This window comes from Limibacillus halophilus (genome assembly GCF_014191775.1).
In the GTDB taxonomy this organism is placed as follows: Bacteria; Pseudomonadota; Alphaproteobacteria; order Kiloniellales; family CECT-8803; genus Limibacillus; species Limibacillus halophilus.
The window spans coordinates 37,984-53,112 of sequence record NZ_JACHXA010000005.1 but is presented as its reverse complement, the minus strand read 5'-3'; the positions used below and the strand labels follow the sequence as shown (position 1 = coordinate 53,112).

The window sequence follows — 15,129 nt, the reverse complement described above, 5'->3', positions numbered from 1 at the left end:
TTCGCCCGCGGTGTACGAAGATCTTCAAGCGACAATACGCCCTGGCCGGAGCCAAGGAAACCCCACCTGCAAGGCCATTTGAAATGGTTCGCTTACACAACACCTGTAGCTCAAGCCGAGCGGCGTTGCTCACTTTCACTAGATTTTCGGCTTGCCAAGCCACGCGCGGCCTTCAGCAGTGCCTTGACGTCACTGCTGGCTGCAATCCGTCTGTCGGACGCATAGGATTCATGATTGGCCTCCATGCTTTCCGGCAGATAGCGATAGTTCACCATGATCCCATGAGATTGCCGCAATCCCTTGGTGGAAACATCGCCGCGCCAATTGACCCGCTCAAGCCTGGCGCCGTTGCGTAGGTGGAATCGGGCAACTGGGTCGATCGGCTCCCGGTTGTCCCGGCGCTCTTGGAAATAGGCCGCAACCAGACGCATCATGGGCTCTTTGAGGGACTTGCAAAGCTTCCTGTCATCCGACCAGCCATTGCGCGACAGCAACGCGCGCAATGCTACCGCTGGATCTGATTCCGACGCAGCCTCTGTCAGCTTGCCTGAGTCGTCACCAACCGCAGCCCGTAGCAAGTCGTCATCAACTTTCGCCAGCCAACGCGCAAAGCCCGGGACCGGCGAAAGCGTGGCGAAAGTCTTGATATTCGGCTGCTCGGCGCTCAAACGGCGCACCGCGCATTTAATCAGGAACTCGCCGAAGGAAATTCCTTTCAGACCGGCCTGAGTGTTGGAGATGGAATAGAAAATTGCCGTGTCCGCCTGGGAAGGATTGGCAAGTGGTGCTTCCTCATCCAAAAGGTCCTGAACCGACTCCGCGAGACCGTCGTGCAGCGCAACCTCCACAAACGCTAGTGGTTCTTCAGGCATGCGGGGGTGGAACAACGCATAGCAACGGCGATCAGAATCCAAACGGTTGCGGAGGTCGTCCCAAGAGCGAATTTCATGGACGGCTTCATAGGCAATCAGCTTTTCCAGCAGAGCCGCGGGAGAACTCCAGGATATCTGCTCCATATCGAGGAAACCGAAATCGAACCAGCTCAGGAGTAAATCTCGAAAGTCAGCATCCAACGCAACCAACGCCGGGGTCGGGTTTGTTTCCGCAAGCAGATCAGCTCTAAGATCAACTAAAAATTTAACACCATTATCTAATGCACTGAATTTACGCAATAATGCAGAACGAGAGGGAATCAATGATTGGCGCAGTTCATGGGCGGCCCGATGCCGCTCCGCCTCGTCAACCGCAGCCTCAAAAGTCGCGGTAGCTTCCTTTACTTTCGCATAATCGACGCCGAAATCCTCCGCCAGGACCTGCCGGAAACACGCCCGGCCCGCAGGGTCGGCCTCCAGATAGACCTGGCCAAGCTCCGCTGCCTGCATACGCGCCGACACCTCGCCTCCCTTGGCGTCCAGGCATTCACGCATAAATCGCCGCAACGCCCGGCGATCAGTTGGCGGGAGCAGTGGTTCAGGCAGGCCGATTGTCCGGGCTGCGGAATTAGCGACATCACGCCAGGCGCCCGTCAGGTTCGATAGCGCCCTTTCTATCACCGTCTGCCTCTGTTCCGCCGCAGCCATTCATTCGTCTCCTACATCATCGTTTCATACTATAACCAGCATGTAGGGTCGCATCGGTGCCATCGCCATGGGCAAAGCTCAGATTCCCGGCCCCATGAGATAGGTCGGCAGCCACAGCGCAATTTCAGGGAAGATGCATAGCAGAACAATGCCCAACACCATGCAGAGCATGAAGGGCAAGGCGCCGAGCAGGATTGTCTGCAGCTTCACTTCTGGCACTATGCCATTGATAACATAGAGATTTAATCCCACTGGCGGTGTGATAAGTCCAATCTCCATGTTGATTGTCAAGACGACCGCAAACCAGATCGCATCAAAACCGAGGCTCTCCACGATGGGCAGTAAGGTAGGCGCCGCCATTAAAATCACCGCAACCGGTGGCAGGAAGAACCCGGCCACGAGCAGGAAGAGATTGATGCAGCCCATCAACAGCCAGCGATTGATTTCCAGGTCGCCCACCCAAATCGCCAGAGATTGGGTGATGAAGAGAACGGACATCATGTAGCTAAAGAGATCGGCGGCAGCGATGATCATCAAAATCATCACTGACTCGCGCATCGAATCCTGGAAAATCCGCCAGATCGCCTTGCGGTCCCGCATTTTATAAATAATGACGACCAGCAGCAGGCAGAACATCGCACCGACACCCGCCGCTTCGGAAGGAGTCGCCACGCCACCGTAAAGAACCCAGAGAATGCCAACGATGATCGCCAGGAAAGGACCGACTTTGGGCAGCATCTCCACTTTTTGCTTCAAGCTATAGCGAAGACCGGGCTCGATGAATTGATATCCATGGCGCCGCGCCGAGTAGAGCCCCCAGAGAATGAAGAGCCCCGTTAACATCAAGCCGGGCATCAGGCCCGCAAGGAACAGCCGCCCAATCGAGGTTTCGGTGGCGATGCCGTATACGATCATAGTGATCGACGGCGGGATCAGGATGCCGAGGGTCCCGCCTGCGGCAATAGATCCGGTTGCAACAGAATCCGGGTAACCGCGCTTGCGCATCTCGGGGATGCCCATCTTGCCGATGGCAGCGCAGGTGGCCGGCGATGATCCGGAAAGCGCCGCAAAGATTGCACAAGCGCCGAGGTTGGAGGCCATTAAACCGCCTGGCACCCTGTAGAGCCAACGGTCCAGCGCCTCGTAAAGGTCAGCCCCTGCCCGCGAAGAAGCAATGGCCGCCCCCATCAGGATAAACATAGGAATCGATAGCAGCGAGAAGCTGTCCAACCCGCCGTAAAAGATATCAGCGACAAACGAGAGGGATCCCAATCCATCGAAGATGGCGAGAAACGCGAGGGCGACTATGCCCAAGGAAAATGCCACCGGAGCGCCAGTCAAAAGGATGACGACGGTGACAACCGCGATGAGCGCGCCAATCTGCAGTTCACTCATGACCTTTGGCCTCCGCTGTCATGCCGAATGGCGCTTCACGACCAGTGATCAGCGCCAGAATATCCGCAACGTATTGCAAAGCTACCAGTCCCAACCCCAGGGGAATGGACAGGTAAGGTATCCACAGGGGCGGCGACCAAACGGTCTCGGCTCGCCAACCATTGGTCAAAGCTTCCAGCCAAAGCTCGAAACCGACATATCCGACGATCGCGCAGAAAGTCAGGGATAGGAGGGCAGCAATCAACGCCAGGGCCATGCGCGCACGATGGCCAAGATAATGTGGCAACAAGTCGACATTCACATGCCCCTTGGTCAACAGCACATAAGGGCTGCCGATGAACGTGGAGCCAATCACCGCAAATGTAACGAACTCATGCTGCCAGATTGCCGACGCCTCAAGGATGTAGCGAACGATCACGAGATGGCAGACTGCCAGCACCGCTGCAAGTAACAGGAGTACCGAGACAACGCCACATATTCGAGAAATCGTTCGCACTCCGGCGATGAAGCTATCCATGCCTTCCCCCAGATTCCTGAATCAGAAGATCAAAAGGACAAAGGCACAAAGAGGCGCGGCCAGTCCTGGCGCGCGCCTCCCTTGCCTTTTAAGCGCCCTTTACTGAACAGCCAGCGCCTTTTCGATCAGCTCGGCGCCACCGGGAACTTCCTCGGCAAAAATCTTGTAGGAAGATTTTTTGGCGACTGCCAACCAAGCATCGAAGTCGGCCTGCGTCATGTCACGAACTTCAACGCCTGCCTTCTTATAGGTTTCAACCAGCTCGTTATCCAAGCCCTTGGCCGCATCGAAGAAAAAGTCTTCTGCAACCTGACCGGCATCCATCAGCGCCTTTTGCTGTTCCGCCGTTAGTCCGTCATAAGACTTCTTGGACATCAGGATTGGCTCGTACATGAACCAGAGGGCATAGTCTCCTGGAGGCGTCAGGCACTTCACCTGCTCGTAAATTCGGTAGGAAACGAAGCTGCCCGAACTAGTGTTCGCTCCATCCAAAACACCAGTCTGCAAGCCGGTGTAAAGTTCAGAGCTTGGCATGGCGTTGATCGACGCACCGGCTTCGGCCAGCATTTGCTCGAAGGCCGGACCAGCGGCCCGCATTACCTTGCCCTGAGCGTCCGCAGGATTGGCGATGCAGCTGTCCTTGCCGACGAAACCGCCCGCAAGCCACGCATCTGAAAGAACGACCACGCCCGCGTCGTTAATGATCTTTTTGATGTCGGCCATGAAAGGCGAATCGTTCAAACGTTTCGCATGATCATGGTTTTTCACCAAGCCAGGCATCAGGGTTGAGCTAAACTGCGGATGCCTGCCGCTGGCGTAATCCAAAGGGAACGCCGAAATATCGAGCTGATCCTTGACCATCGCATCCCACTGCTGCTTTGCCTTGAACAGCGAGCCACCGGGATAGATCTGAATCTCCAGACCAACGTTGGCTTTTTCCACTTCGCGCGCGATGATCTGAACCATCTCGTCACGAACGTCACCCTTCCCACCAGGCCACTGATGCGAAGCCTTCAATTTGGTTTGAGCTTGGGCAGAACCGATTGCCATCGTACCGGCAACAGCCAGGCCCATTAGCCCTAACAATAGCTTTGAAGATTTATTCATTGAGGTTTCCTCCCGCCTCGGTTTGATCGTGCTCCGGGCTATCCCGGATTTTTGCTTGGATCGTACGTCCTTATTATTGGCAGCTTCTTGCACAACACTGCCTTTCGAACATGAACGGTATACTGCTCCAGGCATACTGTCCAGTCTTGTATACAAGAAACACTTTCTTGCATTACAGGTTCCTGATAAGCTCCTTCACGAAAGGTGGTGACGCAGCATGAGCAGTGTGAGTACGACTCCGAAACGAACGGCCGACATTGTGCGTCGAACGTTGGAATCTGAGATCGTATCCGGCGCCCTTGGCCCTGGAGAGCGCCTCGACGAAACCGTGCTGGCTCGGCGTTTTGAGGTTTCACGCACCCCTGTCAGGGAGGCCCTCATGCAACTGACGTCGGGTGGATTGATTGAAATGCGTCCCCGCCAGGGAGCGATCGTCGCAACTGTCACCGCCAAGCAGCTTTTCGAAATGTTCGAGGTCATGTCCGAGTTGGAGGCACAATGCGCCAAGTTCGCTGCGCGCAGAATGACCACGACCGAACACGAAGCGCTCCGCAATGCCATCGAGGCTTGTCAGGCGGCCGCGGATAAAGGATCGGCGGACGCGTACTACGACGCCAATCGGTCCTTCCACGAGGCCATCTATGCGGGAAGCCATAATAGTTTTCTCGAGCAGCAGACTACAGCGCTGCGAAACAGGTTGTCAGGCTATCGCCGTATTCAACTGCACCGCGGCGCGCGCATTCTTTCTTCGCTGAATGAACACAAACAAGTCCTGGCCCATATTCTGGCCGGTGACGGCGACAGCGCCTCATCCGCCATGCGCGGCCACGTAATGATACAAGGTGACGGCTTCATCGACCTCCTGTCGAGCCTGAACCTGGGCGACAGCGCCCAAAGCCGCGTCGGCACCTGATCACCCGACGGCCGAGACCCCCGCCCTATCGAAAAGGCTGAAGAACCCATGAGCGATAATCTTTACGAGCTATTCCAATCTCGCTTTCCGGCTGACCGCAAAAACTGTTTCATCGAGACCGCCGACGGCACGAAGTACAGCTACGCCGACCTCGAGGATATCTCCGGGCGTTTTGCACGTTTGTTGCAGGACCGTGGCGTAAGGAAGGGCGACCGGGTCGCCGTGCAAACGGAGAAGTCGCCTGAGGCTGTATTCTTCTACCTCGCTTGTTTGCGGGCCGGCGCAGCTTATCTGCCCTTGAACACTGCCTACACCAAGTCGGAAATCGCATACTTTCTCGGTGATGCGGAACCGGCATTGGCTTTGTGCCGCCCCGAAAGTGAGGCTGAGTTCACCGAAGCCGCCGAGAACGCTGGCGTTGGTACCGTTCTAACTCTTGGCGCTGACGGAAAAGGCAGCCTGACCGAGGCAGCCAGCGGCTTGACACCTCTGAAAGGATGCGTCTCTGCCGACGCGGGAGACTTAGCCGCAATTCTTTACACCAGCGGAACAACAGGCCGGTCCAAAGGCGCCATGCTGAGTCATCGCAATTTGGGTTCGAACGCACTGGCACTGCACCAAACCTGGGGATTCAGACCGGGCGACGTCTTGCTTCACGCCTTGCCGATCTTCCACACCCATGGACTATTTGTCGCGACAAATTGTCTGCTTTTGAATGGCAGCAGCATGCTATTTCTAAACAAGTTCGATGCAGACAAGGTCGTTGAGTTGCTGCCACGGGCGACCGTTATGATGGGCGTACCGACTTTCTATGTCCGGCTTTTGGCTCACCCTGATTTCGGACCCGATGCCTGCAGGAACATGCGTCTGTTCATCTCCGGTTCAGCGCCCTTGCTTGAGGAAACATTCCAGCAGTTCAAGGAGCGTACCGGGCACAGCATTCTGGAACGCTATGGCATGACGGAAACCGGCATGAATACATCTAACCCGCTGGAGGGGGAACGACGCGCAGGCACCGTGGGATTTCCCCTGCCCGGCGTAGAGGTACAGGTCCGCGGCGAGGATGGCGGTCTTCTTCCTTCGGAAAGCGTGGGTGTGTTGGAAGTCCGAGGCCCGAACGTATTTTCAGGATATTGGAGAATGCCCGAGAAAACCGCCGAGGAGTTTCAGCCAGACGGCTTCTTCATAACCGGCGACGTGGGGAAAATCGATGCCCGCGGATATGTTCATATCGTCGGACGCGCCAAGGATCTGATCATCTCCGGCGGATATAACGTCTACCCCAAGGAAGTGGAACTGGTGATCGATGCGCTGCCCGGTGTCGGCGAATCGGCCGTTATTGGGCTGGCACACCCTGATTTCGGTGAAGCTGTTGCGGCTGCCGTGACCCTGGACGGCTCCGCCGAGGTTGATGAAAAGGCGGTCATCGACGCCTGCCGCCAGCAACTCGCCAATTACAAAACGCCTAAACGGGTGTTCGTCGTCGATTCCCTCCCCCGCAATTCGATGGGAAAGGTGCAGAAGAATCTACTGCGCGACGCTTACAAGGACAGCTTCACGGCCTGATAGCCAAGCATGTCACCCGCCCGGCAAAAGAACTTTGAGGAACAACGACACGATGAGTGAAACATTGAGCATCAATCTGGACCCGCGCCTGCTGGCAAACGAACTTTCGAGCCTGCATCTGATCAACGGTGCACTCGTACCCGCAACATCCGGGGAAACCTTCGATGTCATCTATCCAGCGACACTGGAGGTCATTGGCAAGGCAGCAGCCGGTGACCGGGACGATGTCGTGTCCGCAGTTGCCGCCGCTAAAGCCGCTCAGCCCGGCTGGGCCGGCCTTTCGGCTCGCGAACGTGGCAAGCTCATAGTTGAATGCGGGCGTAGACTAACGGAGCACGCAGAGGAACTGGGGCGCCTGGTAGCGCTGGAGACCGGGAAGGCGCTACGGACGGAAAGCCGCGTCGAGGCGTCGGTTCTGGCGGACGCGTTTGTGTTCTACGGGGGCCTCGGATCCGAGTTGAAGGGCGAGACCGTACCGTTTAGCCCAACGATGATGACCCTGACTCAACGGGAGCCAATTGGCGTTGTTGCGGCCATCATCCCCTGGAACGTTCCGATGATGTTAATGGCCTACAAGATTGCGCCAGCCCTGGTCGCGGGAAACACGGTGGTGGTCAAATCGGCGGAGGAAGCCCCCTTTGCCGTCTTGCGTATCTGCCAGATTATGAACCAGGTCTTGCCCGCGGGTGTCTTCAATATTCTGTCCGGCATGGGCCCCGAATGCGGCGGCCCGCTGGTTGCCCACCCAGACGTAGGCAAGGTCACTTTCACCGGCTCGGTGGAAACCGGCAAGATCATCTACCGTGCGGCGGCCGAGAAGCTGATCCCTGTTACCTTGGAGCTTGGCGGGAAGAGCCCGATGATCGTCATGGCCGACGCTGATCTCGACAAGGCCGTGGACGGTGCTGTCGGCGGAATGCGCTTTACCCGACAAGGTCAGAGCTGTACGGCAGCCACCAGAATCTACGTCGAGGAGCCGCTTCGTGAGGCTTTTGTCGAGAAGCTGACAGCCAAGGTAAATAAACTCAAGATGGGCGACCCGCTGGACGAGGCCACAGACATCGGCACAATCGTCTCGCAGCAACAATATGAGCGTGTCACCTCCTTTATCGAGATTGGCAAGAAGGAAGGCGCTACTGCCCATGAGCTATCGGCACTGCCGCAAGCCGGCAGCGGGTTGGACAAGGGCTTTTTCGTGCGCCCCGTCGTTTTCACCAATGTCTCCGACGAATCCCGACTGACTCGCGAGGAAATCTTCGGCCCGGTCACTTGCGTCTACGGGTTCAATGGTCTGGAGGAGGCCTTGAGACTTGCCAATGACAGTGTGTACGGCCTTGCCGCCACGATCTGGACTCGTGATCTGAAGACTGCCATGACCGCGACACAGCGCCTGCAAGCAGGATTTGTTCAGGTGAACCAGAACTTAGTGGTCATGCCGGGCTTGTCCTATGGCGGCATAAAGCAATCGGGCCTTGGGCGGGAAGCCAGCCTCGAGGCAATGCTAGAGCACTTCACGCACAAGAAGACTGTTATCATAAACATGACCTGATCTTCGTGCGGCTATAGGGAGTAGTTTTGGCGACCCACCACAATAAAGGCTCTGGATTGAGACGTGGTGGCCTTTGGGTTGCGCGGGGCGTCGCCCTTGTTATGTTGCTGGCGATCATCGCGGCGTTGGCAATCCTCTTCTATCTACGAAGCGCACTTCCCCAAACCGAAGGGCGATTAGAGACGCCGGGCCTGCTGCAGCCCGTTGAGATATGGCGTGACGGGAATGGAATCCCGACGCTGCGGGCTCGGAACGAACCCGATGCTTATTTCGCTCTGGGTTTCCTGCACGCGCAGGACCGGCTCTGGCAGATGGATTCCATGCGCCGGATCGGTGCTGGCCGCCTATCCGAAGTGGTCGGCTCGGCAACTCTCAACCTCGACCGCATGATGCGTACTCTGGAACTTTACCGGGTCGCGCAGGCCATGTACCCGCGGCTCTCGGACGGTGCACAAGCCGCCCTAGCAGCCTATGCCAAGGGCGTTAACGCACAGCTTTCGACGAGACTTGCCCCCTTGCCGGCTGCCTTTCAAATCCTGAACTACGAGCCCGAGCCTTGGACGCCAGCCGATTCCATAGTCTGGGGGAACTTGATGGCGCTGCAGCTTTCGGGGGATTGGCGTGAAGAGATATTGAGGATGCAACTCTCCGGTCGGCTTGATGAAGCGGCCATCGATTTTCTCTGGCCTTCTGATCTTCCCGACTCGCCAACGACGCTCGAGAGCGCAGCGACCAAGGTGCGGACTTCTACAGCTGTTCTTGAATCGCTTTCGAAGGCCCTGCCCTGGTCCCTGGGTCCAAAATCCGCTTCGAATTGGTGGGTTCTTTCCGGTGATCGTTCAACAACGGGCGCTCCGCTACTGGCCAACGACCCGCACCTGGCATTGTCAGCCCCCGGCACCTGGTATCTGGCGCGGTTGGAATGGCCGGGCCAGGTTCTGGCAGGCGTCACGGCCCCGGGCGTCCCCTTCCCGATTATCGCGCATAACGGCCGCATCGCCTGGGGGTTCACCACGACACACAGCGATACACAGGACCTTTTCATCGAACAGCTTAGTGCCGATGGCTTATCTTCCAGGACCGAGCAGAACTGGGAACCGCTGCAAATCCGCGAGGAGGTGATCGAAAGCGCAGATGGTCCTCCTGTTACCATTCAGGTGCGGCGAAGCCGGCATGGAATTTTGATTTCAGATGCCGTATCTGAAGTTAAGAACATTCTGGACAGCCAAGTAGCGCTGGCTTTGTCCTGGCCTCTCTACGATCCGGAGAGCCGCAGTCCAGAGGCTTTCTACCGTCTGACCAAAGCTGCCGACCGGGCCGAATTCTTGGACGCCATGCGCCTGATGTCCGTCCCCCAACAGAATGTGGCTTACGCGGACGGCGGCGGCGGTATCGGCTTCATAAGCGCTGGTTGGACTCCCATTCGACGATCGGGTGATGGAAGCCGTGCGCTACCGGGCTGGAGCGCTGACAGCGGTTGGAATGGCTACATACCTTTCGAGGACCTTCCGCAAGTATTCGATCCAGAAGGCGGCACATTAATCAACGCCAACAATCGCGTTGCCGGAGACGGTTATCCTTATCTCCTGTCTCGATACTTCCCCGATCCGGCGCGCTTTGAACGGATAGCGGAACGTTTGGCGAAGCAGCAAAGCTTCAATCCAATGGAGGCCGCCGCCATCCAACTTGATATCCTCTCCATCACCGCGCGCGATCTACTGCCCCTTTTGCTTTCACAGCTATCGGAAAAGGATCGCCAGCGCCCCGAAATCACGGCGCTTGCGGCGTGGGATCATAGAATGAGCCGCGACCGTCCGGAGCCCCTGATCTTCGCAGCCTGGATGCGGCACTTAATGAGAGCCTTGATTGCAGACGAAGTCGGCACCGCTTTCGACGACCTTGCGCGTCCCGATCGACGGCTCATCTTACGTATTCTCGAGGAAGCCCCTGAATGGTGTGACGACGTTTCCACGCTCCACATCCATGAAGCCTGCACAGAGCAAATCGCAACAGCGCTTTTGCAGTCACTAGACGAACTGCGATCACGCTTGGGCGGCGATTGGCGGCAATGGCGGTGGGGTCAGTTTCATCTGGCCCCATTCCAGCACCCGGTTTTTGGGCGCGTCCCATTAGTCGCCGATGCTTTATCCCTGGCAATCGAAACCGATGGCTGGGACGACACCGTAAGTCGGGGCGGTACTGCACTCGGTTGGTCCGATCCAAATCGCATGTTTCAACATCGGCACGGCGCCGCCTTGCGTGCGCTTTTCGATCTTTCAAACCTCGATCAATCGCTGTTCATGATTGCGCCGGGCCAGTCCGACAACCCGCTGTCGCCCTACTATGGAAATTTCGTCACTAGGTGGCGCGACGGCCATTATGTAAAACTGGTCGGCAAGACGACAGCGCAAGGTCCAGCTTTATTGCTCACTCCAGTTCAGTAAACATATAACTGCTACTGTCGAGAGACCATTCTGGAATTCGGAGCCCTGTTGAACCTTCGGCACGGTCAAACACTGCAACCAAGGGGTAGCCCCAATGCCTGTATCAATTGATGACATCAAAGCGGCTGCCCAGGTGATCGATGGACATATCCTACGCACGCCCGCAGTACGGTCTCCGCGCTTGAGTGAGGAGTTAAACTGCGATCTCGTCCTCAAGCTGGAGAACCTCCAGGCCACGGGTTCTTTCAAGGAACGTGGCGCTATCAACAAGCTTTCCAGTTTGACGGCAGCCGAACGCAAGAAAGGCGTCATCGCCATGTCGGCGGGAAATCACGCCCAAGGCGTGGCCTATCATGCCCAACGGATGGGCATTCCCGCAACGATCGTCATGCCTGATTTCGCACCGATCACGAAGGTTGAACGAACGCGTTCCTTCGGAGCCCGCGTTGTGCTGAACGGCGATACGCTTGATGCCTCGGCCGTTGCGGCCCGGCAGATTGCAAAGGATGAAGGCCTCACCTTCGTCCACCCCTATGACGACGAACTGGTCGTTGCCGGCCAAGGCACAATCGGGCTGGAACTTATGGAGGATCACCCGGACCTGGAGATAATCGTGGTCCCTATCGGCGGTGGCGGCATCGTGTCGGGCATCGCCACGGCAGCGAAAGCCATCAAGCCAAGCATCCGGATTATCGGCGTCGAGGCAGAATTTTATCCGTCCATGTACCAGGCAATTCATAACCTGAATCCAATCAGCGGCGGACAAACCCTGGCGGACGGCATCGCCGTGAAGAATCCTGGCACGGTAACCCGCAGGATTATCGAGAATTTGGTCGAGGACATCATCCTCGTGGATGAAAGCGCCATAGAAAGCGCTATTCTTGCGCTGGCCGAGAAGCAAAAAGTCGTCGCCGAGGGCGCGGGCGCCGCGGGCATCGCCGCAATCCAGGCACACCCTCAACGCTTTGCAGGCAAGAAGGTCGCAACCATCATCTGTGGCGGCAACATTGATGTACGAATCCTTTCAGCCGTCTTGACCCGCGGCTTGGTGCGCGACGGTCGGATGGCCCGGCTTCGCATCGATATTTCCGACCGGCCCGGCGTGCTTGCCAAGCTTGCTGGCATCATCGGCGATGCCGGCGGCAACATCATCGAGGTTAATCACCAACGGCTGTTCCAGGACGTCCCGGTTCGAAATGCGGAGATCGACATCATCATCGAGACGCGTAACGCCGATCACGTGAAGGAGATCGTCGCCAGCATGCAGAGCGCCGGGTTCCGCACAAGGGTCCTTTCCACACGCTCCATTGACGAACCGGTGCGCTAGGGATCTCAAACGAGCCTCCTTCCCATTATCTTCACGGTTGTGGCAAACCCGGACTGGCAATAGACCGGTCGCGTCCCTAGATTTGGGCTGCAAGCGAATCCCTCCGCGAGGCCACCGAAGGATATACGATTAATGACCGCCCAGAGTACCGCCGCCGCTCCGGTTTTTCAGAATGTGATGGAGGCCATTGGCAACACGCCGCTCGTCCGCATCAATCATATCGATACCGGACCGTGCGAGCTCTATCTGAAGCTTGAGAACCAGAACCCCGGCGGCTCCATCAAAGACCGTATTGGCCGGTCGATGATCGAGGCGGCTGAAGCCGAAGGGCATATCAAACCCGGCGACACCCTGATCGAGGCAACCGCAGGGAATACCGGGCTGGGACTTGCACTGGTCGCCGCGCAAAAAGGTTACCGCCTTATCATCGTCGTGCCGGACAAGATGGCTCAGGAGAAGATATTCCACCTGAAGGCATTGGGCGCACAGGTCGTTCTGACCCGCTCGGACGTTGGTAAGGGGCACCCTGAATATTATCAGGACATGGCCGAGCGTATCGCCGCGGAGGAAGGCGCGTTTTTCGTCAACCAATTCGGCAACGCCGCAAACCCCCTTGCTCACGAGACAACGACCGGCCCAGAAATCCTTGCGCAAATGGATGGCAGGCTTGATGCCGTCGTCTGCGGCGTTGGATCGGCCGGCACTATTACCGGCCTATCCAACTTCTTTGCAAAGAATGCGCCGGCGGTGGAAATGATCCTGGCCGACCCGGAAGGATCCATCCTGACGAACTATGTCGAGACGGGTGAGATATCAAGCGATGTCGGTTCTTGGATGGTGGAGGGAATCGGCGAGGATTTTCTGCCGCCCATCGCTGACTTCACACGGGTGAAGAAGGCTTACACCATTGGTGATAAAGAGGCGTTTTTGACAGCCCGGGATGTCTTGGCCAGAGAAGGCATCCTTGCCGGGTCTTCGTCGGGCACCTTGATCGCCGCCGCGCTTCGGTACTGCCGTGAACAAACGGAACCGAAGCGGGTCGTCACTTTTGTATGCGACAGCGGCAACAAGTACCTCTCGAAGATGTTCAACGATTACTGGATGTTGGATCAGGGATTTCTCGAACGCGAACCGACCGGCGACTTGCGCGATCTTATCTCACGGCGGCATACGGATCGGGCCACAGTGGTAGCCGCACCCGATCATACGCTGTTGATGGCCTATGGCCGTATGAAACTTTACGATATTTCCCAGCTTCCGGTGCTCGACGACGATGGCAAGGTTGTCGGCATTCTGGACGAGGAAGACATCCTGCTGAAGGTTTTTGGCGACGAGGCTCAGTTCAAGACGCCGGTCCGCGAGGCAATGACCAGCCAGCTAGAGGTCGTATCCGAAGACAGCCCCATTGGCGAATTGCTACCTATCTTCCATCGGGGACATGTCGCCATTGTGATGAGCGGTCGGCAGTTTCTTGGCTTAATTACCCGTATGGACTTGCTTAATCACCTTCGTTTGAGGATGAGATGACAGAACAAAAAAAGCGACCAAACCGTCCTTCCTTCGCCACGCGGACCATCCATGCCGGTCAGAGCCCGGACCCCACGACCGGAGCCATTATGCCACCGATCTCGCTCTCCTCGACTTATGTTCAGGAAAGCCCCGGCGTTCACAAAGGCTTCGAGTACAGCCGAAGCCACAACCCTACCCGCTTTGCCTATGAGCGATGCATCGCAGATCTGGAGAATGGCGTTGCCGGTTTTGCCTTCGCTTCTGGCCTGGCATCCATAGCAACGGCTCTGGATATGCTGGATAGCGGAAGTCACGTGATTGCCATGGATGACCTCTATGGCGGCAGCTATCGCCTGTTTGAGCGGGTTCGGCACAAGTCCGCAGGGTTGAATTTTAGCTACGTGGATCTCAGCGATATCTCCAAGCTAGAGGCAGCAATCCGCCCTGAAACAAAATTGATCTGGATAGAGACCCCCACCAATCCGCTCCTGAAGCTCGTGGATCTGGAAGCCGTCGCTGCCCTGGCCAAAAAGCACGACATCATCACGGCCTGCGATAACACCTTCTGCTCGCCCTACATCCAACGTCCCCTCGATCATGGCATTGACATGGTGATGCACTCGGCAACCAAGTACCTGGGCGGGCATTCCGATGTCGTTGGCGGGGTTCTGGTGGTCGGCGACCGCCCCGAGCTGGTCGAGAAGATGACATTCCTGCAAAATTCCGTCGGCGCGGTGCAAGGACCTTTTGACTCCTTCATGGTGCTCCGCGGTTTGAAGACACTTGCCTTGCGCATGGAACGTCATTCGAGCAATGGCTTGAAGATGGCAAAATTTCTGGAGAGCCGCGAGGAGATCGACAGGGTGTATTATCCGGGGCTCGACAGTCACCCGCAGAAAGCCCTGGCCGACCGCCAGATGACCGGCGGCGCCGGAGGCATGGTGACAGCGGTCCTGAAAGGCGGATTGCCGGCAGCCAGACGCTTCCTGGAAAGGGTCGAGCTATTCGCACTTGCCGAATCCCTGGGGGGCGTCGAGAGTCTGATCGAGCACCCAGCTATCATGACACATGCGTCGATCCCCCCGGATCGTCGGGCCGCGCTAGGCATAGACGACGGTCTTGTGCGTTTCTCGGTCGGGGTGGAGGACGTTGACGATCTGATAGCAGACGTCGAACAGGCCTTGGCCTGACCGGATTTTCCCACTACCTATGAAAGATGATG

The 15,129-nt window shown here is 57.2% G+C and carries 11 protein-coding genes; 7 read left to right on the top strand and 4 right to left on the bottom strand.

Annotated elements, in window-relative coordinates:
* Nucleotides 1-110 precede the first annotated feature (110 nt).
* The 4 genes from FHR98_RS09930 to dctP form a co-directional block, all read right to left on the bottom strand.
* A complete protein-coding gene (locus tag FHR98_RS09930; RefSeq protein WP_183416545.1) occupies nt 111-1,580 on the bottom strand; it encodes a malonyl-CoA decarboxylase in 1,470 nt (489 codons plus the stop codon).
* 78 nt (nt 1,581-1,658) lie between these two features.
* Nucleotides 1,659-2,975: a TRAP transporter large permease gene (locus FHR98_RS09925; RefSeq protein ID WP_183416544.1), complete on the bottom strand. Its 1,317-nt coding sequence runs from the start codon at nt 2,973-2,975 to the stop codon at nt 1,659-1,661.
* Nucleotides 2,968-3,492 carry a TRAP transporter small permease gene (locus tag FHR98_RS09920; RefSeq protein ID WP_183416543.1) on the bottom strand — a complete coding sequence of 175 codons (525 nt, stop codon included), beginning with the start codon at nt 3,490-3,492 and terminating at the stop codon, nt 2,968-2,970. The genes FHR98_RS09925 and FHR98_RS09920 overlap by 8 nt, the downstream gene beginning before the upstream one ends.
* 99 nt (nt 3,493-3,591) lie before the next feature.
* The gene (gene dctP / locus FHR98_RS09915; RefSeq protein WP_183416542.1) at nt 3,592-4,599 is read right to left on the bottom strand and encodes a TRAP transporter substrate-binding protein DctP; all 1,008 of its coding nucleotides are present in this window, start codon (nt 4,597-4,599) and stop codon (nt 3,592-3,594) included.
* A gap of 217 nt (nt 4,600-4,816) precedes the next feature.
* Between dctP and FHR98_RS09910 the strand changes: the two genes are divergently transcribed.
* From FHR98_RS09910 to FHR98_RS09880, 7 genes are all read left to right on the top strand, one after another.
* On the top strand, nt 4,817-5,512 hold the full coding sequence (locus tag FHR98_RS09910) for a GntR family transcriptional regulator (protein ID WP_183416541.1): 696 nt from the start codon (nt 4,817-4,819) through the stop codon (nt 5,510-5,512).
* Between the two features lie 48 nt (nt 5,513-5,560).
* Nucleotides 5,561-7,078, top strand: coding sequence for a malonate--CoA ligase (locus FHR98_RS09905; RefSeq protein ID WP_183416540.1), 1,518 nt, complete (start codon nt 5,561-5,563; stop codon nt 7,076-7,078).
* A gap of 52 nt (nt 7,079-7,130) precedes the next feature.
* The gene (locus FHR98_RS09900; protein WP_183416539.1) at nt 7,131-8,627 is read left to right on the top strand and encodes an aldehyde dehydrogenase family protein; all 1,497 of its coding nucleotides are present in this window, start codon (nt 7,131-7,133) and stop codon (nt 8,625-8,627) included.
* A 56-nt stretch (nt 8,628-8,683) separates the two neighbouring features.
* Nucleotides 8,684-11,071, top strand: a complete 2,388-nt coding sequence (locus tag FHR98_RS09895) for a penicillin acylase family protein (protein WP_183416538.1) — start codon at nt 8,684-8,686, stop codon at nt 11,069-11,071.
* Between the two features lie 94 nt (nt 11,072-11,165).
* Nucleotides 11,166-12,398: a threonine ammonia-lyase gene (locus tag FHR98_RS09890; protein ID WP_183416537.1), complete on the top strand. Its 1,233-nt coding sequence runs from the start codon at nt 11,166-11,168 to the stop codon at nt 12,396-12,398.
* A gap of 132 nt (nt 12,399-12,530) precedes the next feature.
* Nucleotides 12,531-13,925 carry a pyridoxal-phosphate dependent enzyme gene (locus FHR98_RS09885; protein ID WP_183416536.1) on the top strand — a complete coding sequence of 465 codons (1,395 nt, stop codon included), beginning with the start codon at nt 12,531-12,533 and terminating at the stop codon, nt 13,923-13,925.
* Nucleotides 13,922-15,097 carry a trans-sulfuration enzyme family protein gene (locus FHR98_RS09880; RefSeq protein ID WP_183416535.1) on the top strand — a complete coding sequence of 392 codons (1,176 nt, stop codon included), beginning with the start codon at nt 13,922-13,924 and terminating at the stop codon, nt 15,095-15,097. Before FHR98_RS09885 ends, FHR98_RS09880 begins: the two co-directional genes overlap by 4 nt.
* Nucleotides 15,098-15,129: the final 32 nt, after the last annotated feature.

Coding starts and splice junctions, on each gene's coding strand:
- FHR98_RS09930 (WP_183416545.1), bottom strand. CDS start 1,580: ATGGCTGCGGCGGAACAGAGGCAGACGGTGATAGAAAGGGCGCTATCG.
- FHR98_RS09925 (WP_183416544.1), bottom strand. CDS start 2,975: ATGAGTGAACTGCAGATTGGCGCGCTCATCGCGGTTGTCACCGTCGTC.
- FHR98_RS09920 (WP_183416543.1), bottom strand. CDS start 3,492: ATGGATAGCTTCATCGCCGGAGTGCGAACGATTTCTCGAATATGTGGC.
- dctP (WP_183416542.1), bottom strand. CDS start 4,599: ATGAATAAATCTTCAAAGCTATTGTTAGGGCTAATGGGCCTGGCTGTT.
- FHR98_RS09910 (WP_183416541.1), top strand. CDS start 4,817: ATGAGCAGTGTGAGTACGACTCCGAAACGAACGGCCGACATTGTGCGT.
- FHR98_RS09905 (WP_183416540.1), top strand. CDS start 5,561: ATGAGCGATAATCTTTACGAGCTATTCCAATCTCGCTTTCCGGCTGAC.
- FHR98_RS09900 (WP_183416539.1), top strand. CDS start 7,131: ATGAGTGAAACATTGAGCATCAATCTGGACCCGCGCCTGCTGGCAAAC.
- FHR98_RS09890 (WP_183416537.1), top strand. CDS start 11,166: ATGCCTGTATCAATTGATGACATCAAAGCGGCTGCCCAGGTGATCGAT.
- FHR98_RS09885 (WP_183416536.1), top strand. CDS start 12,531: ATGACCGCCCAGAGTACCGCCGCCGCTCCGGTTTTTCAGAATGTGATG.
- FHR98_RS09880 (WP_183416535.1), top strand. CDS start 13,922: ATGACAGAACAAAAAAAGCGACCAAACCGTCCTTCCTTCGCCACGCGG.